Annotated in this window: 16 protein-coding genes and 3 pseudogenes; 6 read left to right on the plus strand and 13 right to left on the minus strand. The window is 46.8% G+C overall.

Going from position 1 to position 19598, the window contains the following annotated elements; translation table 11 throughout:
- Nucleotides 1-14: 14 nt before the first annotated feature.
- Nucleotides 15-1079 (minus strand): butyrate kinase, encoded by a 1065-nt coding sequence (buk, locus tag DESRU_RS11410; protein WP_013842265.1) that lies wholly within the window; start codon nucleotides 1077-1079, stop codon nucleotides 15-17.
- Between the two features lie 86 nt (nucleotides 1080-1165).
- Nucleotides 1166-1978, minus strand: a complete 813-nt coding sequence (locus DESRU_RS11415) for an IclR family transcriptional regulator (RefSeq protein ID WP_013842266.1) — start codon at nucleotides 1976-1978, stop codon at nucleotides 1166-1168.
- A 204-nt stretch (nucleotides 1979-2182) separates the two neighbouring features.
- Here DESRU_RS11415 and DESRU_RS11420 point away from each other — a divergent pair.
- Nucleotides 2183-3360 (plus strand): annotated as a pseudogene (locus DESRU_RS11420) (IS110 family RNA-guided transposase).
- Nucleotides 3361-3739: 379 nt separating this feature from the next.
- On the opposite strand, the gene DESRU_RS11425 reads toward DESRU_RS11420, so the two are convergent.
- Both DESRU_RS11425 and DESRU_RS11430 read right to left on the minus strand, forming a co-directional pair.
- The gene (locus DESRU_RS11425) at nucleotides 3740-4282 is read right to left on the minus strand and encodes a winged helix-turn-helix domain-containing protein (RefSeq protein WP_013842267.1); all 543 of its coding nucleotides are present in this window, start codon (nucleotides 4280-4282) and stop codon (nucleotides 3740-3742) included.
- 194 nt (nucleotides 4283-4476) lie between these two features.
- Nucleotides 4477-5114, minus strand: a pseudogene (locus DESRU_RS11430) (lactate utilization protein).
- A gap of 309 nt (nucleotides 5115-5423) precedes the next feature.
- Here DESRU_RS11430 and DESRU_RS11435 point away from each other — a divergent pair.
- Nucleotides 5424-6437 (plus strand): IS110 family transposase, encoded by a 1014-nt coding sequence (locus DESRU_RS11435; protein WP_207635940.1) that lies wholly within the window; start codon nucleotides 5424-5426, stop codon nucleotides 6435-6437.
- 478 nt (nucleotides 6438-6915) lie between these two features.
- On the opposite strand, the gene DESRU_RS11440 is transcribed toward DESRU_RS11435, so the two are convergent.
- Nucleotides 6916-7452 carry an RNA polymerase sigma factor gene (locus DESRU_RS11440; protein WP_013842268.1) on the minus strand — a complete coding sequence of 179 codons (537 nt, stop codon included), beginning with the start codon at nucleotides 7450-7452 and terminating at the stop codon, nucleotides 6916-6918.
- Nucleotides 7453-7745: 293 nt separating this feature from the next.
- Between DESRU_RS11440 and DESRU_RS11445 the strand changes: the two genes are divergently transcribed.
- From DESRU_RS11445 to DESRU_RS11465, 4 genes are all read left to right on the plus strand, one after another.
- Entirely contained in the window at nucleotides 7746-8474 is a 729-nt protein-coding gene (locus DESRU_RS11445; RefSeq protein ID WP_013842269.1) for a LytR/AlgR family response regulator transcription factor, read from the plus strand.
- A 230-nt stretch (nucleotides 8475-8704) separates the two neighbouring features.
- Nucleotides 8705-9220, plus strand: coding sequence for a hypothetical protein (locus DESRU_RS11450; protein ID WP_013842270.1), 516 nt, complete (start codon nucleotides 8705-8707; stop codon nucleotides 9218-9220).
- Between the two features lie 260 nt (nucleotides 9221-9480).
- Nucleotides 9481-10586 (plus strand): IS3 family transposase gene (locus DESRU_RS11460; protein ID WP_143758753.1). Its coding sequence is split into 2 segments (ribosomal slippage): nucleotides 9481-9730 and nucleotides 9730-10586, totalling 1107 coding nucleotides; the frame shifts between segments, so codons are not numbered across the junction.
- Nucleotides 10587-10914: 328 nt separating this feature from the next.
- A complete protein-coding gene (locus tag DESRU_RS11465) occupies nucleotides 10915-11421 on the plus strand; it encodes an HTH domain-containing protein (protein ID WP_238446279.1) in 507 nt (168 codons plus the stop codon).
- A gap of 33 nt (nucleotides 11422-11454) precedes the next feature.
- On the opposite strand, the pseudogene DESRU_RS21780 reads toward DESRU_RS11465, so the two are convergent.
- The 8 genes and pseudogenes from DESRU_RS21780 to DESRU_RS11495 form a co-directional block, all read right to left on the minus strand.
- Nucleotides 11455-11618, minus strand: a pseudogene (locus DESRU_RS21780) (transposase); the annotation flags it as partial.
- A 213-nt stretch (nucleotides 11619-11831) separates the two neighbouring features.
- Nucleotides 11832-12749 carry a thioredoxin-disulfide reductase gene (gene trxB / locus DESRU_RS11470; protein WP_013842272.1) on the minus strand — a complete coding sequence of 306 codons (918 nt, stop codon included), beginning with the start codon at nucleotides 12747-12749 and terminating at the stop codon, nucleotides 11832-11834.
- A gap of 153 nt (nucleotides 12750-12902) precedes the next feature.
- Complete coding sequence (locus tag DESRU_RS11475) at nucleotides 12903-14378, minus strand: HEAT repeat domain-containing protein (RefSeq protein WP_013842273.1); 1476 nt, start codon at nucleotides 14376-14378, stop codon at nucleotides 12903-12905.
- A 99-nt stretch (nucleotides 14379-14477) separates the two neighbouring features.
- Entirely contained in the window at nucleotides 14478-14648 is a 171-nt protein-coding gene (locus DESRU_RS20880) for a hypothetical protein (protein WP_013842274.1), read from the minus strand.
- A 4-nt stretch (nucleotides 14649-14652) separates the two neighbouring features.
- On the minus strand, nucleotides 14653-15900 hold the full coding sequence (locus DESRU_RS11480; RefSeq protein WP_013842275.1) for a Ger(x)C family spore germination protein: 1248 nt from the start codon (nucleotides 15898-15900) through the stop codon (nucleotides 14653-14655).
- Nucleotides 15875-16993: a GerAB/ArcD/ProY family transporter gene (locus DESRU_RS11485; protein WP_013842276.1), complete on the minus strand. Its 1119-nt coding sequence runs from the start codon at nucleotides 16991-16993 to the stop codon at nucleotides 15875-15877. The genes DESRU_RS11480 and DESRU_RS11485 overlap by 26 nt, the downstream gene beginning before the upstream one ends.
- 43 nt (nucleotides 16994-17036) lie before the next feature.
- Nucleotides 17037-18908 (minus strand): spore germination protein, encoded by a 1872-nt coding sequence (locus DESRU_RS11490; RefSeq protein ID WP_041275392.1) that lies wholly within the window; start codon nucleotides 18906-18908, stop codon nucleotides 17037-17039.
- A gap of 123 nt (nucleotides 18909-19031) precedes the next feature.
- Entirely contained in the window at nucleotides 19032-19598 is a 567-nt protein-coding gene (locus DESRU_RS11495) for a 2-oxoacid:acceptor oxidoreductase family protein (RefSeq protein WP_013842278.1), read from the minus strand.

Raw genomic sequence — 19598 nt, forward strand, 5'->3', positions numbered from 1 at the left:
TCTGAACCCCCCAATCAAGCCCGGTAAGTCAGGGCTTCTTCCTCATGTTGCAAAACCCGAAGGGCTCCCAGGGCTAGGGATTCCATTTCCTCTTCGCCCGGAACCACCACCACCGGAGCAATAAAGGAAACCCTTCGGACGATTTCGCCGGTAATAAAATCCGAGTAAGCGATGCCGCCGGTCAGCACAATACATTCCACTTCCCCGGCCAGGACTGCGGACATGGCCCCGATCTCCTTGGCCACTTGGTAGCACATGGCCTCCAATACCAACCGGGCCTGTTCATCTCCCCCGGCCATGCGTTTTTCCGCTTCCCGCACATCCTTAATGCCAAGGTAAGCATACATGCCTCCCTCTTTATTTAAAAGTGTAAACATTTCTTCCTGATTATATCTGCCGCTGAAACAAAGTTTGACCAGTTGACGGGAAGGCAAGGTGCCGCAGCGTTCAGGAGAGAAAGGACCTTCGGCGTTGGCATTGTTTACGTCAATCATTCTCCCTTTCCTGTGAGCAGCTACCGAAATGCCGCCTCCCAAATGGGCCATGAGCAGATTCATTTCCCGGTAGTCTTTGCCCCTCTGCGCCGCCACCTTGCGGGCAACCGCCTTCATGTTCAAAGCATGGGACAGGCTGACCCTGGGTATCTCCGGGTGACCGGACAAACGGGCGTGGGGTTCCAGTTCATCCACTGCCACCGGATCAACAATATAGGCGGGAACAGAAACGGATTGAGCCAGTTGATAAGCAATAATGCCGCCCAGGTTGGAGGCGTGCTCGCCCTCCGGGGCATTTTGCAGTTCATTGACTAGGTATTCATCCACCCGGTAGGTTCCCCCTACCAGCGGCTTCAACAATCCGCCGCGGCCTACCACGGCGCTGAATTGTCCCATTTCGCAGCCTCTTTTTTTGAGGATATTCAAAATGGTTGCGGTTCGGAACCCGGACTGATCAGTAATTTTGGAAAAGGAGCCCACTTCCTCCACGGAATGCTCAATAGTTTCTTTCCATAAACCTTGTTTCCCCTGAAAAGCCGCTATTTTGGTTGAAGTAGACCCGGGGTTGATGGCTAAAATCAGCAAGCGTATCATCACTCCGTCTATATTTGTTCTAGTATGCGGAACATTGTTCTATATTTTTTGCAAAAATTTTTTAGTTAGACTCTCTCTTATTTTAACCTGCTACTGATACGGTCGGCAATTTGTTTTACACTGGGAATTATTTTTTCTTCAAGGGTTGCTACCATCCTGGTTGTAGGGCCGGATGTGCTCACCGCCGCCACCACTTCCCCCCGGTGATTGAAAATAGGGGCGGCCACACAGGTAAGGCCCATTTCCAGTTCATCCCGGTCCATGGCATAGCCCAGGGAACGAACCTTCTCCAGTTCTTGCAAAAAGGTCTCCCGGTCCGTAATGGTGTGAGCCGTGAAAGGGGTAAAGCGATATTGCAGTAATTTGTTCAGGGTTTCTTCTCCGGCAAAAGCCATCATGGCCTTGCCGACCCCGCAACAGTGCACGGGAGCCCCGGATCCGATGGACGGCGTAATACTTAACCGCTGCCGCGTTTCCACCTTGTCAATGACGATGACCTGTAAATTCTCACCGCAGAACCGGTCCAAAACCGCCAGGTGCACCGCTTCATTTAACTGATCGGCTAATTCCTGGATAAAGGGAGAAGCGATGGGACACAGAGACATCGTTTCGGTGTAAAGACTGCCCAGGATATAAAACTTAATTCCTAACCAGTACCGGCTGGTAGTCGGATTCTGCTGCACAAACCCCCTGCGTTCCAGGGTATTCAGGCAACGATGAACGGTGCTTTTATGCAGTCCCAGCAAACGGCTGATTTCCGTAACGCCCAGCTCCCGTTTTTCCTGCTGGAACATCATGACAATATCCATGGCCCGCTCCAGTGCCGCAATGCCGGACTCCTTTGACGTCATCTTTACACCTTGTATAATGGAGTCCGTAAAGGGCTCCATTACCTTTCTCCCGATTATGGGTTAAAATGTTGCCTGCGCTGTGGATTGGTTTGATCACCTACAGCGGTACGTCCGACTGGTTTTACCTTAGAGGCTACAACCACAGCTTCATGCGCATTTGACGCTTAATATCGGAAAAGGATACATTCAGCATTGAAGTGCGTGGACACACAGCGCCAAAATCAATCAATGGGAGATGATTCTTTGATCTACGTGGGTATCGATGTAGCGTCTCGGAAGCACGACTGCTGCATCCTGAATCGCGATGGCTCCGCCCTCTTTGAAAACTTCACCTTTACCAATGACCGCAACGGTTTTGAGACTCTGATAAGTAACATTGTTTCCTTAAAATCGGCTTCCAGGCCTCTAAACGTAAAAATAGGGCTGGAATCCACCGGCCATTTCAGCACGAATCTCACAAACTTCCTCATGGACAGGGGTTTGAAGTCACTACCTTCAATCCCCTCCATGTCAATCTATACCGTAAGGCACAGACTCTGAGAAAAACCAAGACCGACAAGTCGGATGCAAGATTCCTGACTGCCATGCTCTTCTCCGATGACACCAAGCCCTATTCTCCCGCATCATATCATATCTCCGAGCTGAAAGCACTAACCCGGCACCGGTTTCGTCTGCTTTCTATACGCTCTAAACTGAAAACGTCCTATAACCGGCAGCTTACGATCCTCTTTCCGGAGCTTCATACGGCCGTCTGGTCCATCCATCAGAATTCTTGTCTTGCCCTCCTCAGCCAGTTCCCCTCCGCTCAGGCCATCGCCCAATGTCATTTGGCTCGTCTTACGAACCTCCTCGCAGAAGCCTCACGCGGAAGATATGGCAGAGAGAAGGCCATCCAGATTCGCGAGCTTGCCAAAGTTTCTATTGGTTCTTGCTCTCCTGCGCTCAGCTTCGAGCTGATCCAGACGATTCAAACCGTCCGCTTTCTCCAGACTCAGATCACTGCCATTGATGCCCGCATCAGGGAGGTTATGGTGGAGCTCGATTCTCCCATTCTCACGGTACCGGGCATTTCTTATACCCTTGGAGCCATCATCCTGGCCGAGGTCGGCGACATTGCTCGGTTTGCCACACCGGCTAAGCTCCTTGCTTTTGCGGGTCTGGATCCTTCTACTTATCAGTCCGGTAAGTTCTCCGCCAATTCCACTCCGATGGTCAAGCGCGGTTCCTCTTATCTCCGCTGGGCTTTGATGAACGCCGCTAGACTCATTGCCATGCGCGACCCTACCTTTAAGTCTTATATGGCGAAGAAAAAATCCGAGGGTAAGCATCACTTTGTCGCTATGAGCCATGTCGGCAAGAAACTTGTTCGTGTGGTTTTTAGTTTGCTTAAAAATAACTCTATTTTTATTCCTCAGGCCTAACCATTCCTTTCTCTTTTTGCTGCCGGATATCCCGACAGTGTGCTTTAGCATGCCCTTTTTTCGCTACTACTTTTATTCTTCCTGCTCTTGTTTTTCTCTTGACTTCATATAGTTGGTCTCCCAGGGTAAAACAAAATACTTTGTTTTTTTATTATCTCTTTCGCCACCGAAACGCCGTTCTCCTCTATGGAACAGGAAAATAAAAGTGGGGGCTGGTACAAAAAGAATACAGGAGAGGTTTAATATTACTCAGTCTTTCTTTTCTAAGAAATAAAAAAGAATAAAACACGGATTGGCGCGGATTTTAAATTTAAATAAGATTTAAAAGATCCGTAAGAATCCGTGGAAATCCGTATTCTATTCCTGTTAAACCACTCCCCTATTTCTCATGAATAACCCGCACCTTCTCTTTAACCAGCCGGTAGCCTACAGAACGCTTGCTTTGAATATAGCGCTGAATCTGTCCGCTGTCCCCCAATATTTTTCGAATCCGGCAAATCTGTCCCTTTACCTCACCGGCAGGACCATAGACGGTTCCGTCCTCCCGGGCGGACCAATAAAGCGCCTCCCGGTCCACATAAATACCGGGTCTCTCCGCCAGCTTGAAAAAGATTCTTTTTTGCGTCCGGGTCAATTCCAGACAACGTCCTTCCAGCCAAACCTCGGATCTGGATGAATTCACGGTCAAGGGAAAGGGTTCTCCCCCCTCCCCGGACCGGCGGTTTGGCCATGACCGGATGCCCGAGTCCTGACTTCCGGGCTTTATGAAGGACATGGCAGGATTGGCACTAACGTCCAGAGCCAAGCGAACCAGTTCAATACAGCCGCTCTTTCCCACCTCTCTGCCGGTAGCCGGGTGATGGCCCTGCCACTCTCCCAGTACTCTTAACTCAATAACCTTGCTCCACCCCTCCTGTGACATCTTTCTCCCCTCCCAATCCAGAACGTATGTTTGTATCTATTGTATCGAGCTTCCCTGTTTTTTATAACTATCCGGGCTGGAAAACATTTAATTATAACTCCCTTACAGCAAAAAATCATAAAAAATTACCCTTTTAACAAAGGGCAACTTCATCCGGCTTTTGTTTATGACCCAAGAGATTTCATCCCTATTGGTCAATATCCTAAGAATTTACCAACCAGGATGACTTTGATTCGATCCTTTGTAAACTGTCTTTTAATCACCACAAAGCTGTTGCAGATTCTTTCTTCACTTTTACAGTCCACACAGTAGCCCAAGGATACGCAGGGAGTCTTTTTATTCAGCCTTTTTGCGTCTAGTGGTGCAGCATAGTTTCTAACCCGTTTCTCAGCCTCTTCCAGATTTTTAACAATTTTATTAATGCCCGCTACAATAATCACCTGTTTGGGGCCGTAAATCATGGGAGCTACTCTGCTGCCGTTGCCGTCAATATTATATAATTCCCCCGCTTCCGTTAACGCATTGGTGCTGCATAAAAAAGTATCGGCGTAAAAGCTTTCTCTATACATTTGATCCTTCTCGTCCCGGGTGATTCCTTCCCTGTATTTATCCAAAAAAACCGGACCTTAGCCTTTCTGAGATACACACCGGTTTCAAAAAGCGTCATGGAATCCCCTACGGCCACCAGTGAATTTTCTTTGACCAATTCCCTTATTTTTTCAAGGAGTGCCCTTTCATCCCTCACATAGCAAGCGAACATATTATTTTTAGCCAAATGGTTCACGGTTCTGTCAATCTGATTTTCTCTGTACCACTCAATACACTTGTCCATAATCTCCACCACCTTAAAATCCTATTAATGCAATTTTATACGATTTGTAAATTATAAAAGGACCCCGGGGTCTACCATGGAAATTGGTAGCGACACCCATAAAAAGATGATAAACTGACAACAGACGAGGGTGTGGCTCGTGGGGTTAGTTGCTCATGAAAATGAGTTAACTCGGCTCTGAAATGCCGCCCTCGTTTTGTTGTTATCCATGACATTTACCGGGATGATGCCGTCCTGCGGGAAGTGGCTCTGTTAGTAGACGTGATGTTGGATAACAACAGGGTGGCGCCATAAAGGGAGGGGTTGTATATGCAACAACAGCACCTGTTAGTCGGCGTGGATGTAGGGTGCCGCAAGCATCACGTCGCCATTGGTGGACCGGGCGGGATCACAGAACAATTTGAAATCACACATGACGCTCGCGGCTTTGCGTATTTCTTTGGGCGTGTTAGTGAACAGGCACGACGCCAACGCTTGCCGGTTGTCGTCGGTATGGAAGGCACTAACGGCTATGCCCGGCCCTTAGATCAACTTGTTAAAGACAAAGGGTATACCCTCTTGAATGTCAACAACTTAAAATTAGCGCGGTTTAAAGAAATATTTGCGTCTCCGGCCAAAACGGACAGTATTGATGCACAACAGATGGTCACGCTTATGATGATGGCTCCCTTTATGGAGCAGGTCAAAGAATCCCTGCAACCCGTACTGACCGTCAGCGAGATCGAACAGCAGCTCAAACGGCTCAGTCGCCGCCGCAGACAGTTAGTACAGGAGAAAGTCAATGTGCAAAACCGCATGCAGGTGGACCTTCAATCTGTGTGCCCAGGATTTCTTGATATCATTCATAAAGTGGATGCGCTCTATGTATTGCGCTTCCTCAGCTTTCGTTCCGATCTACGCCAGCTAGCCAGACTGAGGCCGGCCACCATCCGAAGCATTCCCGGCATAGGCGTGACCAAAGCGGCGGTGTTGGCACGATGGCAGTCCAGCGCCGTCTTTGGATCGGAAATTGCCTGGGTGGGACCGATGATTGTAGAAGACGCCAAACGCTTGCTGCAACTAAAGGAAGCAATTGATTCGCTGGAAGCCCAACTGGAGGCTTTGGTTAAACAGTCTTTACTAGCAAGAATCCTTGACAGCATCCCGGGGTTCGGGACGATCAGCGCAGCGGAGGTCAGTGGCGAAATTGGGACGATGACACGATTTGCGTCAGAAGCCAGTCTAGCTATCTATTTAGGGATGGCTCCGCTTGACAACAGTCCGGCAAGCATAAGGGAACGAAATCGCCGCAACAAGTTAATAAACGGGCTAAGGCAGCCATGATGGTAGGCATGGGGCATCATATCCGCAAAGTAGCTGAATCAAAAGCATATTATGAAAAGAAACGGCCCGAAGGAAAAAGGCACAATCAGGCCTTGCGTTCGTTAGGTAGACACATTACCCGTGTCTTTTGGAGCATGGTAAAAAACAACCGTCTATACGAAGAAAAAAAACAATCTCCTGTTACATAATTTTATGGTAGCTAGGGAGAATGGGATGTCGTTTCAACTGCCTAACTTCCAATATTTTACTGAATTGGCTCTGGTAAATAAAAATCTCTTGACAAATCGAGCGGGATGTTCAGGCTTGACTTTTTGATTTATTTTTTATTAATTCTTTCATTTTCTGAAGGCCTCTGGTTATTGGTGATATCGTTTTCTTAGTTCTTTGTATAGCCAGGTTCAAAACAAGTCAATAAGTCAAGCCTGACCCCTCCGGATAATAGACCCCTCCGGATAATATAGCCAAAAAAGTTACCCTTTTAACAAGGGTAACTCCACAATCTTTTGATTTCCCTCCTGGCATAATATAGCCGGGATTTCACAGTTCCCTTTGGGACACCGGTGACGTTACTTATTTTATCTAAGGTCAGATCCTTATAATATTTGAGATAAATTAATTGTCTGTGTTCCGGAGTGAGGCGATTGATCATTTTTATTATCTCTTTGCTTTTCTCTCCGGTTACAACGGCTGTTTCAGGTGACATCAATTGTTCCTCTTTATAAATATTCCCCACGTCTTCAACAAGCGAGCTTCTTGCAAGATGCCTGATGATGTTCCGAGCCTTGTTGGCGGACATTCGGCACAGCCATGAACCCAGCTTGGAGGGGTCGGCCAATTGATGTATCTTATTCTTGAGCGTTAAAAATACTTCCTGCACAACATCCTCGGCCAGATCAATATCGCCGGTTACAAAATAAGCAGCCTGGAATATCCTCTTGTAAAATAGTTCATAAATAATCTTCAGGGTCTCGATATCGCCATTTTTTAGTTTGGTGACGATTGTTTCCGATTTCATGGTAGATCTCCCTTAATTAAAGAGGGCTTTTGTGAACAAAGATTCGCCAAAAAACATGCTATTCCTTTAATATACATGATAGCCATAATAAGGCTCCGGGTAAGTCCCGGCTTTGGCAGTTCAACAAACTAAATACTCCAAAAAAATTTGTATAAATTTGAACCAAAAGACTTTTTCATCCGTCTATGTTTAGATCATTTTTCAGGAAAAGGCTGTCTGAAGATAAAGTTATCATTTGGGTGCTCTATGATTACTTAGGAACTGATAATATTGTTAGGAGGCGGTTGGTGTAAATGGTAACCATCCTGCTGCTGGAAGATGAACACTATATCAGAAGGTTTATCAAGCAACTGGTGTCCGGCAATCCTCTGGTGGACAAGGTTATCGACACTCCCAGCGGCAAAGAGGCAATCGGTCTGGCCGGAAAATACAAACCAAACATTGCTCTGCTGGACATAAAACTGGCCCCTGGGGAAGGTTTGGATGGCATCCAGGTGGCAAAGACCATCCATGATTATTTAAATCCGGAAACACATTTTGTTTTTATCACCGGATATTCCGAGTATGCAATTGAATCCTTTGCCGTTCACCCCTATGACTATATTCTTAAACCCTTGGAAGAGGGTAAGCTAGACGAAGTCATTAGTAACCTTGCCGTTAAAGTGAAAGACAAGATTGGCACTGGGCATGGTCCGAGAAAAATAACCGTTAAAGCAGGAAATAAACAATATATTATATCTCTGGAAAACATCATATTTATTGAGAAGCAGGGCAAGTGCAGTTTGATTCATACTGAAAGCGGCATTTATAAATCATACCAAACTATGGAGAGCTTTGAAAGCATGCTGGGAAGCAACTTTCTCAGGGTTCACAGATCATTCATTGTGAACCTTAATAAAATCAGGGGAATCAGAGAAGTGGGCAACCGGTCACATATGATTGATTTTGACGGATATGACCGGGTTGCCTTGATGAGCAGATACAAATATGAAAAACATAGGCGAATGTTTACCCCTTTGTAGAAAGGGGAATTTTTTGTTCTTAATAAATATATAAATGGTTATTTGCGCCCATTATATGGCTATTTAGGGAAAAACACTAGAAATATGTAATTGGTTGATTATACTTTGATTAACAGAAATGTCAAAGAAAAGTGGTTTTCGAATAAATTTTAAAATTACAGATTGGGGGTGATTAATGTGCTTTAAAATTCAATACCGTAGAAATAAAATTATTTTTCGAGGAGGATATTATGAAAAATTTACTCGTAAAAATGTCTAGAATTATACTTGTATTAGTAACGATACTTTCCATATCTGCAACAGCCTTTGCTCATTCCCCATCTACTAAAGAAATAGATGCAAATACCATATATGAAGTAACGATCGGGGACACAACGATAGAATTAAAGGAGGGTGAAAAGGCCGAGATACCGCTTACTTCAATAAATAATTCTAATTCTGATATTCAACCAGAGACCACTTTCCCCGGTGATGCGGGAACTTTAGATTTATGGCCATCTGCTGGTAGGGTTTATTACAGTATAACAATGCATATTCCAGCATCATCTTTTTCAGGCATAATGACAGTGACAGACCTTACTTCCGGTCTTAGTGGTGGACGTACTCCTGTAGTTAGTTTTAATGGATCTGTTCCTACTTCTAATCTTTCAGGACATCAATATAGTGCTTCATTGAGCGGCGCGGCTTTTTTTGGTGCAGAACTAGTAGCAACTGTAGTTCCTAACTATATAACTTGGATAAACTAAAAAGAAATAGCAAAAAGGAATATCTCTATTTATTTAGAGATATTCCTTTTTATTTAATTATAGCTAATAGTGATTTACAAGTTTACCTGGGGCGTTTTCTAAGCAATTACAGGGAGCCTTAGTAGTTTGGATAACCTTAGCCTATTTTATTATTCTGTTATAAAAATAAGATCCGCATTGACCTTGACCTGCTCCCCGAAAACTGGTCCAAAGGAAATGTTAGTCCTGATGTAGTATAACTAAGTCAGGAGGGGACAGTTATGAGAAAACGTTTCACCGAAGAGCAGATCATTGGAATACTTAACTCCCATGAGAATGGGATGCCGGTAGCTGACATTCTTCGGCAACATGGCATTAGCGAACAAACCTTTTATCGCTGGAAATCTAAATACGGCGGAATGGAAGCAAGTGATGCGAAGAAACTTAAGCAGTTGGAAGAGGAAAACCGCAGACTTAAGCTACTCGTAGGTGAACTAACCCTCGACAACCAGGCTCTAAAGTGGGTTATTGAAAAAAACAAGTAAAGCCTGCTCGCAAGCGAAAGCTTGTTAAAGAACTCCAAGATACTTTTGGTATGAGTGAACGCAGAGCGTGCAGGCTTGTTGGTATCGGACGCTCCAGTCATAGATATGTTCCTTCTACTTCAGAAGAGAACGAGGCATTGAAAACGAGAATATCTGAACTTGCCTTTAAGTGGCGTCGCTTTGGATATAGACGAATCCATGCCTTACTTCAGCGTGAAGGACAGAAAGTTAACCACAAGAAAGTATATAGGCTATACCGGCTTGCTGGACTCGCTGTCCGTCGCCGCAAAAGAAAACGTGTTCTCTCTGGAAGGGGCCGCCCCCCCACAGTTACGCCTCAACCGAATGTAAGGTGGTCTATGGATTTTGTTAGTGACTCAACAGCAACTGGGCAGCGATTTAGAGTTTTTGTAGTGATTGATGAAGCAACTCGAGAGTGTCTGGCCAGCGAAGTGGATACTTCAATAACAGGACGGCGTGTGACAAGAGTACTAGATAGAATTGCTATTTACAGAGGTTATCCCAAAGAAATCCTCTCTGATAACGGACCTGAATTTGCAGGACTGACCTTGAATCAATGGGCTTATGAACATAGGGTTATCCAACTGTTTATAGACCCCGGTAAACCAATGCAAAATAGCCATGTAGAAAGCTTTAATGGAAAACTCCGAGATGAATGCCTTAATGAACACTGGTTCAGAGGCGTAAGTGAGGCTCGTCGAATTATTGAAGAGTGGCGTCATGAATACAATACAGTTCGTCCACATAGCGGACTGAGCAACAAAACACCAGTAGAATATGCTACAGATCTGGCTAAAAAAACCTGTGAACAAATTTCGTGACTAACATCCCCTGTGGTACAAAACCTGGGGGCAGGTCAACCTGCCTCAAGGTTTAGTACCACGGGGAATGTTAGTCAACATAACATGAACATCTGCACCTACTCGCTAAACAAGTTCTAAGTTTTTTATGTGGTGCTTGTAATCTAGGTAAAAAATTGATAATGTTATATTTCAGAAGCCAAATAATTAAAGCACCAGCATCAAAAACAGTGTTACACTAAGCTGCAAAGAGTTGTATATATGTAGGTATACTTCAACAATAGGATTGCAATGCTAAAACGAGCTATTAACACGGTTCCTGTGCTATTTGTTTTTCTGGACCATAACAATGCTTTACTTTAAATCTAATTTAATAGGAAATAGAAAAGAGGGGAAAGAAATGCAAAGCGTTGGAACAGAGATGCCTAAAGATATAATAAGAGAAAAATTATTGATAGCTATTAAAAAATACCATATTACATTAGATACTCTAAATAAAGTAACTGGAATTGATACTAATTGGCTTTTAGATTATGTGAATGGAAAAAAAGAAATAAGTGATTTAAGGGTTGAAAAATATGGATCTCTGTTCGAGATAGTCATTTTTTTATCAGAAGGAATAAAAATGATTCGCGAAGATGAGAGAATAAAGGGTGTTATTGAAGTGCTTGTGCAAATATTTGGACTTGAATATGAAACTATATCACTATATGCGGGATTGGAAAAGCAAGATGTTGAAAACTTTATGAAAGATGCTAATTTGATTGATTACGAAAAAAGGTACAAGTTAGCCACCACAAGTATGATGTTGCATTATCTATTTAAAAACCCAAAGTATCCTGTTAAAAACCACTAAATAAAAAATGAACTATAAAATTTAGGTAAATCATCGGCGTATTTCTCTGGAATATTGAAAATAGGTGGTTAATTCAAACCCAGTTGTTTTCCCAGGTTTAATTACTACAGGGTATTTACTACCCCATTTTTCTTTGAATTCCTCGAAGTCGAGCTCTGCTTCCTTAAGGTGAATGCCTAATAAACTCTCTTTAAATCGGTCCGGTCATTAATTCCAGCTGCCGCCAATAAAAGAGCTGCTTGCGGTTTGACGTCATGATTAAAAAATACAAACACCGCCGTAACGGTGTTTGTATTTTTGGTTTTAATGGGCATACTAGGTTCCATAGGTTGATATCTCAACCTAATCTCCTCTCCCTTTTTGCTGTATCAATTTTTTGATACAGCCTTTTTTTCTGTCATGAAAGATTATTAGTGTCCTGCCAGGTATTTTTCTACCTCCACGGCGGCAATGGCTCCGTCAGCCGTAGCGGTTACCACCTGGCGCAAGGATTTCTGACGTACGTCTCCGGCGGCATAAAGTCCGGGAACACCGGTACTCATGTTTTCATCGGTTATAATGTAGCCCCGGTCATCCAGCTTCACCAAATCCTGCACTAATTCGGAATTGGCCCGGGTTCCCACATAAACAAAAATACCGTCTACCAGGACACGGGTCTGGTCCCCCGTCTGCACATCTTTCACCTTGATAACTTCCACTTTGTTTTCCCCTACAATTTCCTCAACCACCGCATGCCATAAAAATTCGATCTTAGGATTATCCACCGCCCGTTTCTGTAAAATCTTGGTGGCTCTCAGTTGGCCACGGCGGTGAACGATATAGACTTTGGCCGCAAATTTGGTTAAGAAAATGGCTTCTTCCACGGCGGAGTCGCCTCCTCCCACCACCGCTACGGTCTTATCCCGAAAGAAAGCTCCGTCGCAGGTGGCGCAATAGGAAACACCCCGGCCGTGAAATTTCCCTTCCCCTTCTACCCCGAGAAACTTGGGTTTAGCTCCGGTGGCTAAAATAACCGCCTTGGTCCCGATGGACCCCTGGGTGGTGTGAACAATAAACCCGCCCTCCCGCTGCTCCAGTCTCTCCACATCGGCAAATTCCACATCTAAATTAAAGGAACGGGCCTGTTCATCCATTTTCATGGCTAAATCAACACCGCCCACCCCTCCGGGAAAACCGGGGTAATTTTCAATCCACTCGGTAGAAGCCGCCTGGCCGCCGGGCATACCCCGCTCCACCAGCATCGTATCAATATCGGCCCGGGCCGCATATAAACCGGCGGCATACCCGGCCGGCCCTCCGCCGATAATTACCAGTTCCTTTTCTAGCAAAATGGGCACCTCCATGTTTACGGTTTTTATAGATCCAAAAAACCACTGATATATATTATCTCATTATTAAAAATACTCCGTCAAGACAGAATTGGGAACAGTAAGAAAAAGGTAATCTCATGAAAAAACAAGGCCCATGGCCTTGTCGACAATTTACTCGGTGAACTCTCCGTCTTTTAATTCCTTTTCTCTAAGTAAAATCATTCTGGTTTCCCGGGCGGCCCGCTGGACCTGGATATCCTCTGCAGGATCTTCCATCAGCCGTTCCATGTGCTTCAGGGCGCTGGCCATCTTGATGCGTCCCAAGGCCTGGACCGCATTTTGCCGGACCAGGGCCACGGGATCATCCAGCGCTGCGATCAGAGCGAAGTAAAAGGCCGGATCGGCCATTTCCCTCATGGCCTGACAAGTGCGGACCCGAACTAGACTGTCCCTGTCGCTGACGGTCTTACTCAACAGCCCGATGGCATCCTTGCCGCCCAATTGACCGCAAGCCCAGATAATTTTTAAAAACACTTTTTTGGGCACCCGGCGCTGCAAGGCTTTAAAACAAGTCAATACAGCAGGGTCCCCCCGTTTTACCAGTTCTGCGATAACGTGAACCGCAATTTCCGGATTTTTCCCCTGCAGCACCGAGGTGCTGCGGGAAATTTTGTCCCGGGCTTTACTGCGTAAGGCGCTCTGCACTTCATCGGCCAGTGGGGGCACCACCTGGGGAGCAATCAGCCGGGCGGCCGCTTCGGAAAGGCACAGGCCCTTTTCATTCCCGGCTTCCAGCACCAGCAGGTTTTTTTCCAGCAGGCGCTCCAGCAGCATGGTAATTTGTTTTCTGGGCCAATCGGCCAGTAAACCGTAACCAAGGGTTTTGGTAAAATAACTCTCCCCGGTCAACCAGGCTGTTTTAGCCCCTTTCAGAATATCTGCAAAGCGTTGGAGACTAACTTGCCTTTCCACCTCAAAAAGTCCTGTAAAAATTCGCACCAGGCAGTCGGGTTCCATGTGCAGTTCAATATCGCTGATCATTTGCTCGGCCTGCAGCCGCTCGTAGTAATGATTAAACTCCGTAAAACGGTTTTGAAAATCCACCATAAAACGCAGTAAATTTACGCCAAAGCCCGCCAGTTCACGGTGATGAAGAAGCGTATCCTCGGCCAGAGCTTCCATCCCTTCTGCAACATCCTGAAATTTATAGTAGCGCAGACGGAACAACTCCAGGTAGGCTTCCGGATAACCCGTCTTGGCAGCAATCTCCGGCAGACGGTAGCCGATGGTAAACATACGCAGGATCACTTCCCAGGGCTGCCAAAGATGGTTGCTGGCCACCGGGCTCCTCCCCAAAATCTTCTTAGAGCAGTTTAAAATATCCACCGCCAGTCCTTCGGCAAAGGCAGGGGGGTAAGCAAACTGGGAATTCAGCTTTGCCACCAGAATCTCCCGGAAGGTGGGGTTATCCAGAAAAGACCAGTTGATTTTTAAGCATTGAATCAGTTCCGGTAGGACGGTGTCCTGCAGGTAGGCAAGGGCCAGGGCGCTTTTGGGGCCGCCCCATTCCTCGGTAAATAATTTTTCCAGGGCTCTGGCCAAGTTCTCTTCTTCGTCCGCAGGCCTTGGCTGAACCTTAATGTCCAAGACATCACATCCCCAAAAATAGTATTCAGGGGTATGTATTCCACACCAGGTTCTTTATATCCTTTTAAAATCCACCGATTAAACCAATGGATTATAGTTTTAAAAGGGTTGCCTCAGGAAAATAGTGTAAAAAGAAACTGCCATGGTGATGACCGTCAGCAAAAAGGTTCCCAGGGCCCCCCGCCGATTCTTTTGCCGCCAAAGCCAGGCGGCGAAGCAAAGGGTGTATATCCCTACGGCCAGAGGAATCAAAAACAATAAATAGTTCATCTTCTTACTCCCCCTGCAGCGGTGCAGAAGTATTTCGCATGGTGCCGGGCCGGCGGATATTGGTTTTAAAATCCACGGTAAATTCCGCCTGCTGGTAGATATCGTTCCAGTTTATACTTCGCCACTGCTGCCAACTGCTCACTTTTCTTCGATAGGCCTTGTCATAGTGAAAAATATCGTTCCAGTTCCGTTCCTTGGTCTTCTCAATGAGCCCATGGGCCAGTTCCTCCATCTCCTGATCAAAGGCCTCTTCCACCATTTTCTGTCTATTGGGAACTTCATAATTTTCACCGCTCTGGATGGACAAAAATTCACCTTCTAAAAAGACGGTCTGGCTAATTTTAAGCTGCCCTGCCTCTTCCCGGAACTGAATTTGGGGCTTCCGGGCCTGACGCAGCCGCATCATAATAATTTTATCCTTGTGCCGTGGGTCGGTCAGGGTAAAGTTGGATACTCCAAACTCTCCCTGCAGTAACAGCAGTGTGCGGGTTTCGTCCCCGGTTAGTTCCCCCACCATTTTATCGTCGTTAAATACGGCAGTGCCAATAAATTCGATCAAATTACCGCCGCTCTTGGGAATTTGTCCGGCCTCGTAAGGCACCTTCAGGGGGCTGTCATCCTTTGAACCTTGATTGTTTTTTTCCTGAACGCCCACTAAGGCTAGAGTGGATCCATGCAGTGACTTCCAGGAGGTATAGTAATCATGTAAATCATGGTTGTAAAAGAGACCGGTATATTGAGAAGTTCTGTCAATAAAATAAAATTCCTTGGCCAGGGAGGTTTCCAGAGGAGGTTTGTTTTTTTCTATAAAATCCTTGGCTTTGCCCCGGCAAATATAGAGTGAGCTGTTCCTGCGGGCCTCCCGCTGGCGCGTCATGGCGTAAATATATCTACCAATGCCCTCCCGGGCCAGATCCTCCCCAAAAATATAGGCCTGGGTGTGAAAAAAACTGGTTTCCCGGGATACAAAGGTGTTCAACAGCGTATAGCACTCCCAAATACTGGGACCCTCCACACTAACGTTAAAAAAAGGTTCTTCCTGCCCTCCGGCCTCCGCGGAAAAGGCTTTGGGATTGGCGATGGAAAGAGTGACTTCCAAGGGTTGATGTTGGCCCTTATCAAAACCAACCGCCAATACCAAAGCTACTTCATCCGTTTCCCTGCCGCCCCAGCAGCCGCTCAACAGAACAGTCGTCAGCAGCACCAGAAAAATCCTCAGATATTTTTTAGCTTGACTTTTGGTCCTGTTCATCCGGCATTCCTCCCCCTTTCTTACGCCATACCGACACCACCAGCAATAACGCCGGCAGCAACGCCGTGGTAACCAGTCCCCAGGTTAACAGGTAATTATTCTCTATGGCTGTGGCGGAAGCCATATCGGGAGGCAGGATGGCCAGGTTGTAAGATAATACGGCCATAATCCACAGCAGGGGACGGTAATCCTTCAAGCGGAATATCCGGGCCATAATTACCGTGGCCGCATACAGACTGACCGCAATTTTAATAAAGCCCACCATGGCCCAGGTCAGCAGGAAAACCGCCTCCAGTCGCTGGAAAAACCGGCCCAGCTTAATGGTTTGGCTCAGGTCAAAGAATGGCAGCAGAATTTCCGTCACCGAACGGGTGCCAAAGATGCTGATGGCAAACAAAACCACCATCATCAAAAAAAACCCGCCCACCAGTATGGCCGTGACGCCGGCCTTGCGGATATTTTGCCAGCCTCCCGCCGCCTGAACAATAAGGGCCGCCAGCAACCCTTCACTAAACCCGCTATGGTGTTTCCCGGCCAAAAACCAGGCCTCCCCCAGCCCCATGCTCCAGATAGGAAAAAGAAAATCGATATCTACCCGGGGCAACAGAGAGACAAATAAGATAAGCAGCCCCAGCAGAATAAAGGTGACGGAGACCCTTGCCACCCGAGCCATGGCCTCCAGGCCATAGTAGCAACTGATAATCGCTCCCAGAATAAAGATTGTCAGAACCGCGCTAATGGGCGTTTGGGGCAGCGCCGTGGTCAGAATGGCTTCCGAATAGGATCTGTGAACAATAAAAAGCACATTAATAAAATACAAAGAAAAAAAAATGTTCACAACGGTCCCCAGATAAGGCCCCAGTATCTCTTCGGTAGCCTCTACCAGGGTTTTATTCGCATGCCTTTTCATCAGCAGGGTTATCATCCAGAATACCAACACGCCATTGAGCGTTCCTAACAGGATTAATAACCAGCCGGTGGTTTTGCCCTGCTCCACGGCATATGCGGGCACGGTTAAAAACATTCTGTAGATATTGGAAATAAACAACAGGGAAAAGGTTTCCGCAAAACCAAATTTTCCTTCTCTGATCAAAGGGTTTCATCCTCTACAGTTTATAACAGACTTTCGCTGGGGTTTATTTCTTCTTCCGGGTCGATTTCCTGATCCAGCCTCTGGCTATATTCCCTTGCAACCGGTCATCCTTGGTATTTAGATAATCCGGACGTCTTTCCCAGCTAAAAGCCGGTATGCGCACCACCACATCCCCTCCGCTTTTGGTGGTAGGGGCCATGGGCGCTAGGTAAGGAACTCCAAAGGATTTAAGAGAGGCCATCATGTGCATTTGAACAAACAGACCAAAGACAATGCCCACAAAGCCCATCATGGTACCCAGGACAATGTAGCCAAAGCGAATGATGCGCAGGGAAAATTGCAGCGAATAAGAAGGAATGGCAAAGGAAGCCAGTCCGGTGACGGCCACAACAATGACCAGGATGGGACTGACAATGTTGGCCTGTACCGCCGCCTGTCCCAAAATTAAAGCCCCAACAATCCCGATGGTGGCCCCCATGACGCCGGGCACCCGGACCCCGGCCTCCCGGATCAGTTCAAAGGATCCTTCCATAATGATTACCTCAATAACACTGGGAAAGGGCACCCGCTCCCGGGCTCCGGAGATGGCCAGCAACAACTCGGTGGGAATCATCTCCTTGTGAAACAGCACGGTAGCCAGGTAAACCCCCGGCGTGAGGAAGGAGACATAAAAGGCCAGCGTCCGCACCAGCCGTAAAAAGCTCCCGTAAAAGGGACGCAGGTAGTAATCTTCCTGGGTGTGCAGGTGGTCGAACATGGTCACAGGCACGATTAGGACATAAGGGTTGCTGTCCATAAAGATGGCCACTTTTCCTCTCATGAGCATGAAAGCCACCCGGTCCGGTCTTTCGGTGGCCATGACCTGAGGCGCAATGTTCCAGGGCTGGTCCTCAATCAATTGTTCCAGGATGCCGCTGTCGATGACGGCATCAATTTTGATGCTCTGAATTCTGCGTTTGACCTCCCGGATCAGGCTTTCATTGGCCACACCCCGCAAGTACATGATGGCCACGTCGCTCTGGGCCACATCCCCCAGTTTCATCATTTCGGTGGTCAGTTTCGATGACCGAATGTATTTTCTGACCAGACCCGTATTCGTCCTCAGGGTTTCCCCAAAGGCTTCCTGGGGACCCCGTATCACGGTTTCATTGGCCGGCCGGTCCACCGCCCGGTGTTCCCAGCCCTTGGTTTCCACCACCAGAGCCTGGTCACAACCTTCAATAAACACGGCGGTGGAACCATAATTGATGCCGCCGATAATTTGTTCATATTCTTTGTGGGGCGTCACCTGATTACCGGTCAAAACTCTGTTTTGGATATGCTCCAACAGAAAACCGTCCACCTGCTCATGAAAATTGGAGAACAGCATCATGGGCTGCAAGACCTGATTATCAATCAAGTTTTTATCGCTTAAGCCCTCCATAAAAACCGCAAAGGCTTTCACCGGAGGCTCCAGGGCCACCGTAAACTCACGGATGATAAAATCTTTGTTGAGGGGCAGATGGTAAATCTCTTCAATGCGTTCTTTGTTGTAATCCAGGTTGCTGCTGACCTGGTCCGGATTATGGTGTTTCTGAGCCCAGGACAAGGATAAAGGTTTTTTCCAATGACCTTCTTTTTCCGGTGGATTTTGTCCGTCCTCATCCGCTGCTTCTTTACCGCTGCTGCGATTTTCCTGTAACCGGGATACCTTAACGGGCTTCTTGCGTTTACCCCGGTTCTCCGTACCCTCTTGACGACTGCACAAGGACCCCTCTGTGGCCGAAGAATTTTTTTTATCCCCTTCGCTCCCGGATTGACCTCCAACCTGTGGGGCCTCTTTTTTTTCCCGGGGTGTTTCCTTTAAAACAAAGCCTTCTCGCTCATCATCACTCTCAAACTGAAAAATCTTTCGTATGTTTTGCCAAATATTCATCCGCATCACCGCTATTAGTTTGACCATAAACTGGAAGCTTATTCTAAATGAACTATTTCTGTAAAAACATAAATTGGAGCAAATAAAAACAACCCCCTTAGGAGGTTGTAAATAGTAAAAAATTTAGTTTTGATGGACCTGCGCTCCAGCCAAGGCCTGGTCTGCCAGGCCAAAGCCCAGTTCCAAAGCCTTCCGGTTCATTTCCTCGGTCCCTTTGGGAACCCTGCGCAGCAGGGCGGTGGCAACGGCCTCCCGGTTAACCATACCCGATAAAGCCGCTAAAGCGCCCAAGGCCACCACATTGGCCACCAGTTCCCGGCCCACTTCTTTACGGGCCGTCTCGGTAATGGGCAAGGCGTAAACCCGTGCTTTGCCCGGGGGAATATGGGCAACCAGGCCGGAGTCCACAATGGCTACCGCCCGCTCCTTACAGTCCCCCATGTATTTCAGGACCGATTCCTGATTTAACCCTAAAAACACATCCGGACGTTCAACCTTGGGATAATCAATTTCATCCGGACTGATAATGACTTCGGCCTTACTGGCGCCCCCCCGGGCAGCCGGTCCATAGGACTGGGTCTGTACCACATTCTGGCCGTCAATAATGGCCGCTTCGGCTAAAATAATTCCGGCAAGAATCAATCCCTGGCCTCCGGACCCACTTAAGCGAACTTCCCATGTTCCTGGCAT

It is taken from the genome of Desulforamulus ruminis DSM 2154, from assembly GCF_000215085.1.
GTDB classification, from domain to species: domain Bacteria; phylum Bacillota; class Desulfotomaculia; order Desulfotomaculales; family Desulfotomaculaceae; genus Desulfotomaculum; species Desulfotomaculum ruminis.

Excerpts from the sequence above, each read along its gene's own strand:
- DESRU_RS11415 (WP_013842266.1), bottom strand. The coding sequence starts at position 1,978 with ATGGAGCCCTTTACGGACTCCATTATACAAGGTGTAAAGATGACGTCA.
- DESRU_RS11425 (WP_013842267.1), bottom strand. The coding sequence starts at position 4,282 with ATGTCACAGGAGGGGTGGAGCAAGGTTATTGAGTTAAGAGTACTGGGA.
- DESRU_RS11435 (WP_207635940.1), top strand. The coding sequence starts at position 5,424 with ATGCAACAACAGCACCTGTTAGTCGGCGTGGATGTAGGGTGCCGCAAG.
- DESRU_RS11440 (WP_013842268.1), bottom strand. The coding sequence starts at position 7,452 with ATGAAATCGGAAACAATCGTCACCAAACTAAAAAATGGCGATATCGAG.
- DESRU_RS11445 (WP_013842269.1), top strand. The coding sequence starts at position 7,746 with ATGGTAACCATCCTGCTGCTGGAAGATGAACACTATATCAGAAGGTTT.
- DESRU_RS11450 (WP_013842270.1), top strand. The coding sequence starts at position 8,705 with ATGAAAAATTTACTCGTAAAAATGTCTAGAATTATACTTGTATTAGTA.
- DESRU_RS11465 (WP_238446279.1), top strand. The coding sequence starts at position 10,915 with ATGCTTTACTTTAAATCTAATTTAATAGGAAATAGAAAAGAGGGGAAA.
- DESRU_RS20880 (WP_013842274.1), bottom strand. The coding sequence starts at position 14,648 with ATGAACTATTTATTGTTTTTGATTCCTCTGGCCGTAGGGATATACACC.
- DESRU_RS11480 (WP_013842275.1), bottom strand. The coding sequence starts at position 15,900 with ATGAACAGGACCAAAAGTCAAGCTAAAAAATATCTGAGGATTTTTCTG.
- DESRU_RS11490 (WP_041275392.1), bottom strand. The coding sequence starts at position 18,908 with ATGAATATTTGGCAAAACATACGAAAGATTTTTCAGTTTGAGAGTGAT.
- DESRU_RS11495 (WP_013842278.1), bottom strand. The coding sequence starts at position 19,598 with ATGCCAGGAACATGGGAAGTTCGCTTAAGTGGGTCCGGAGGCCAGGGA.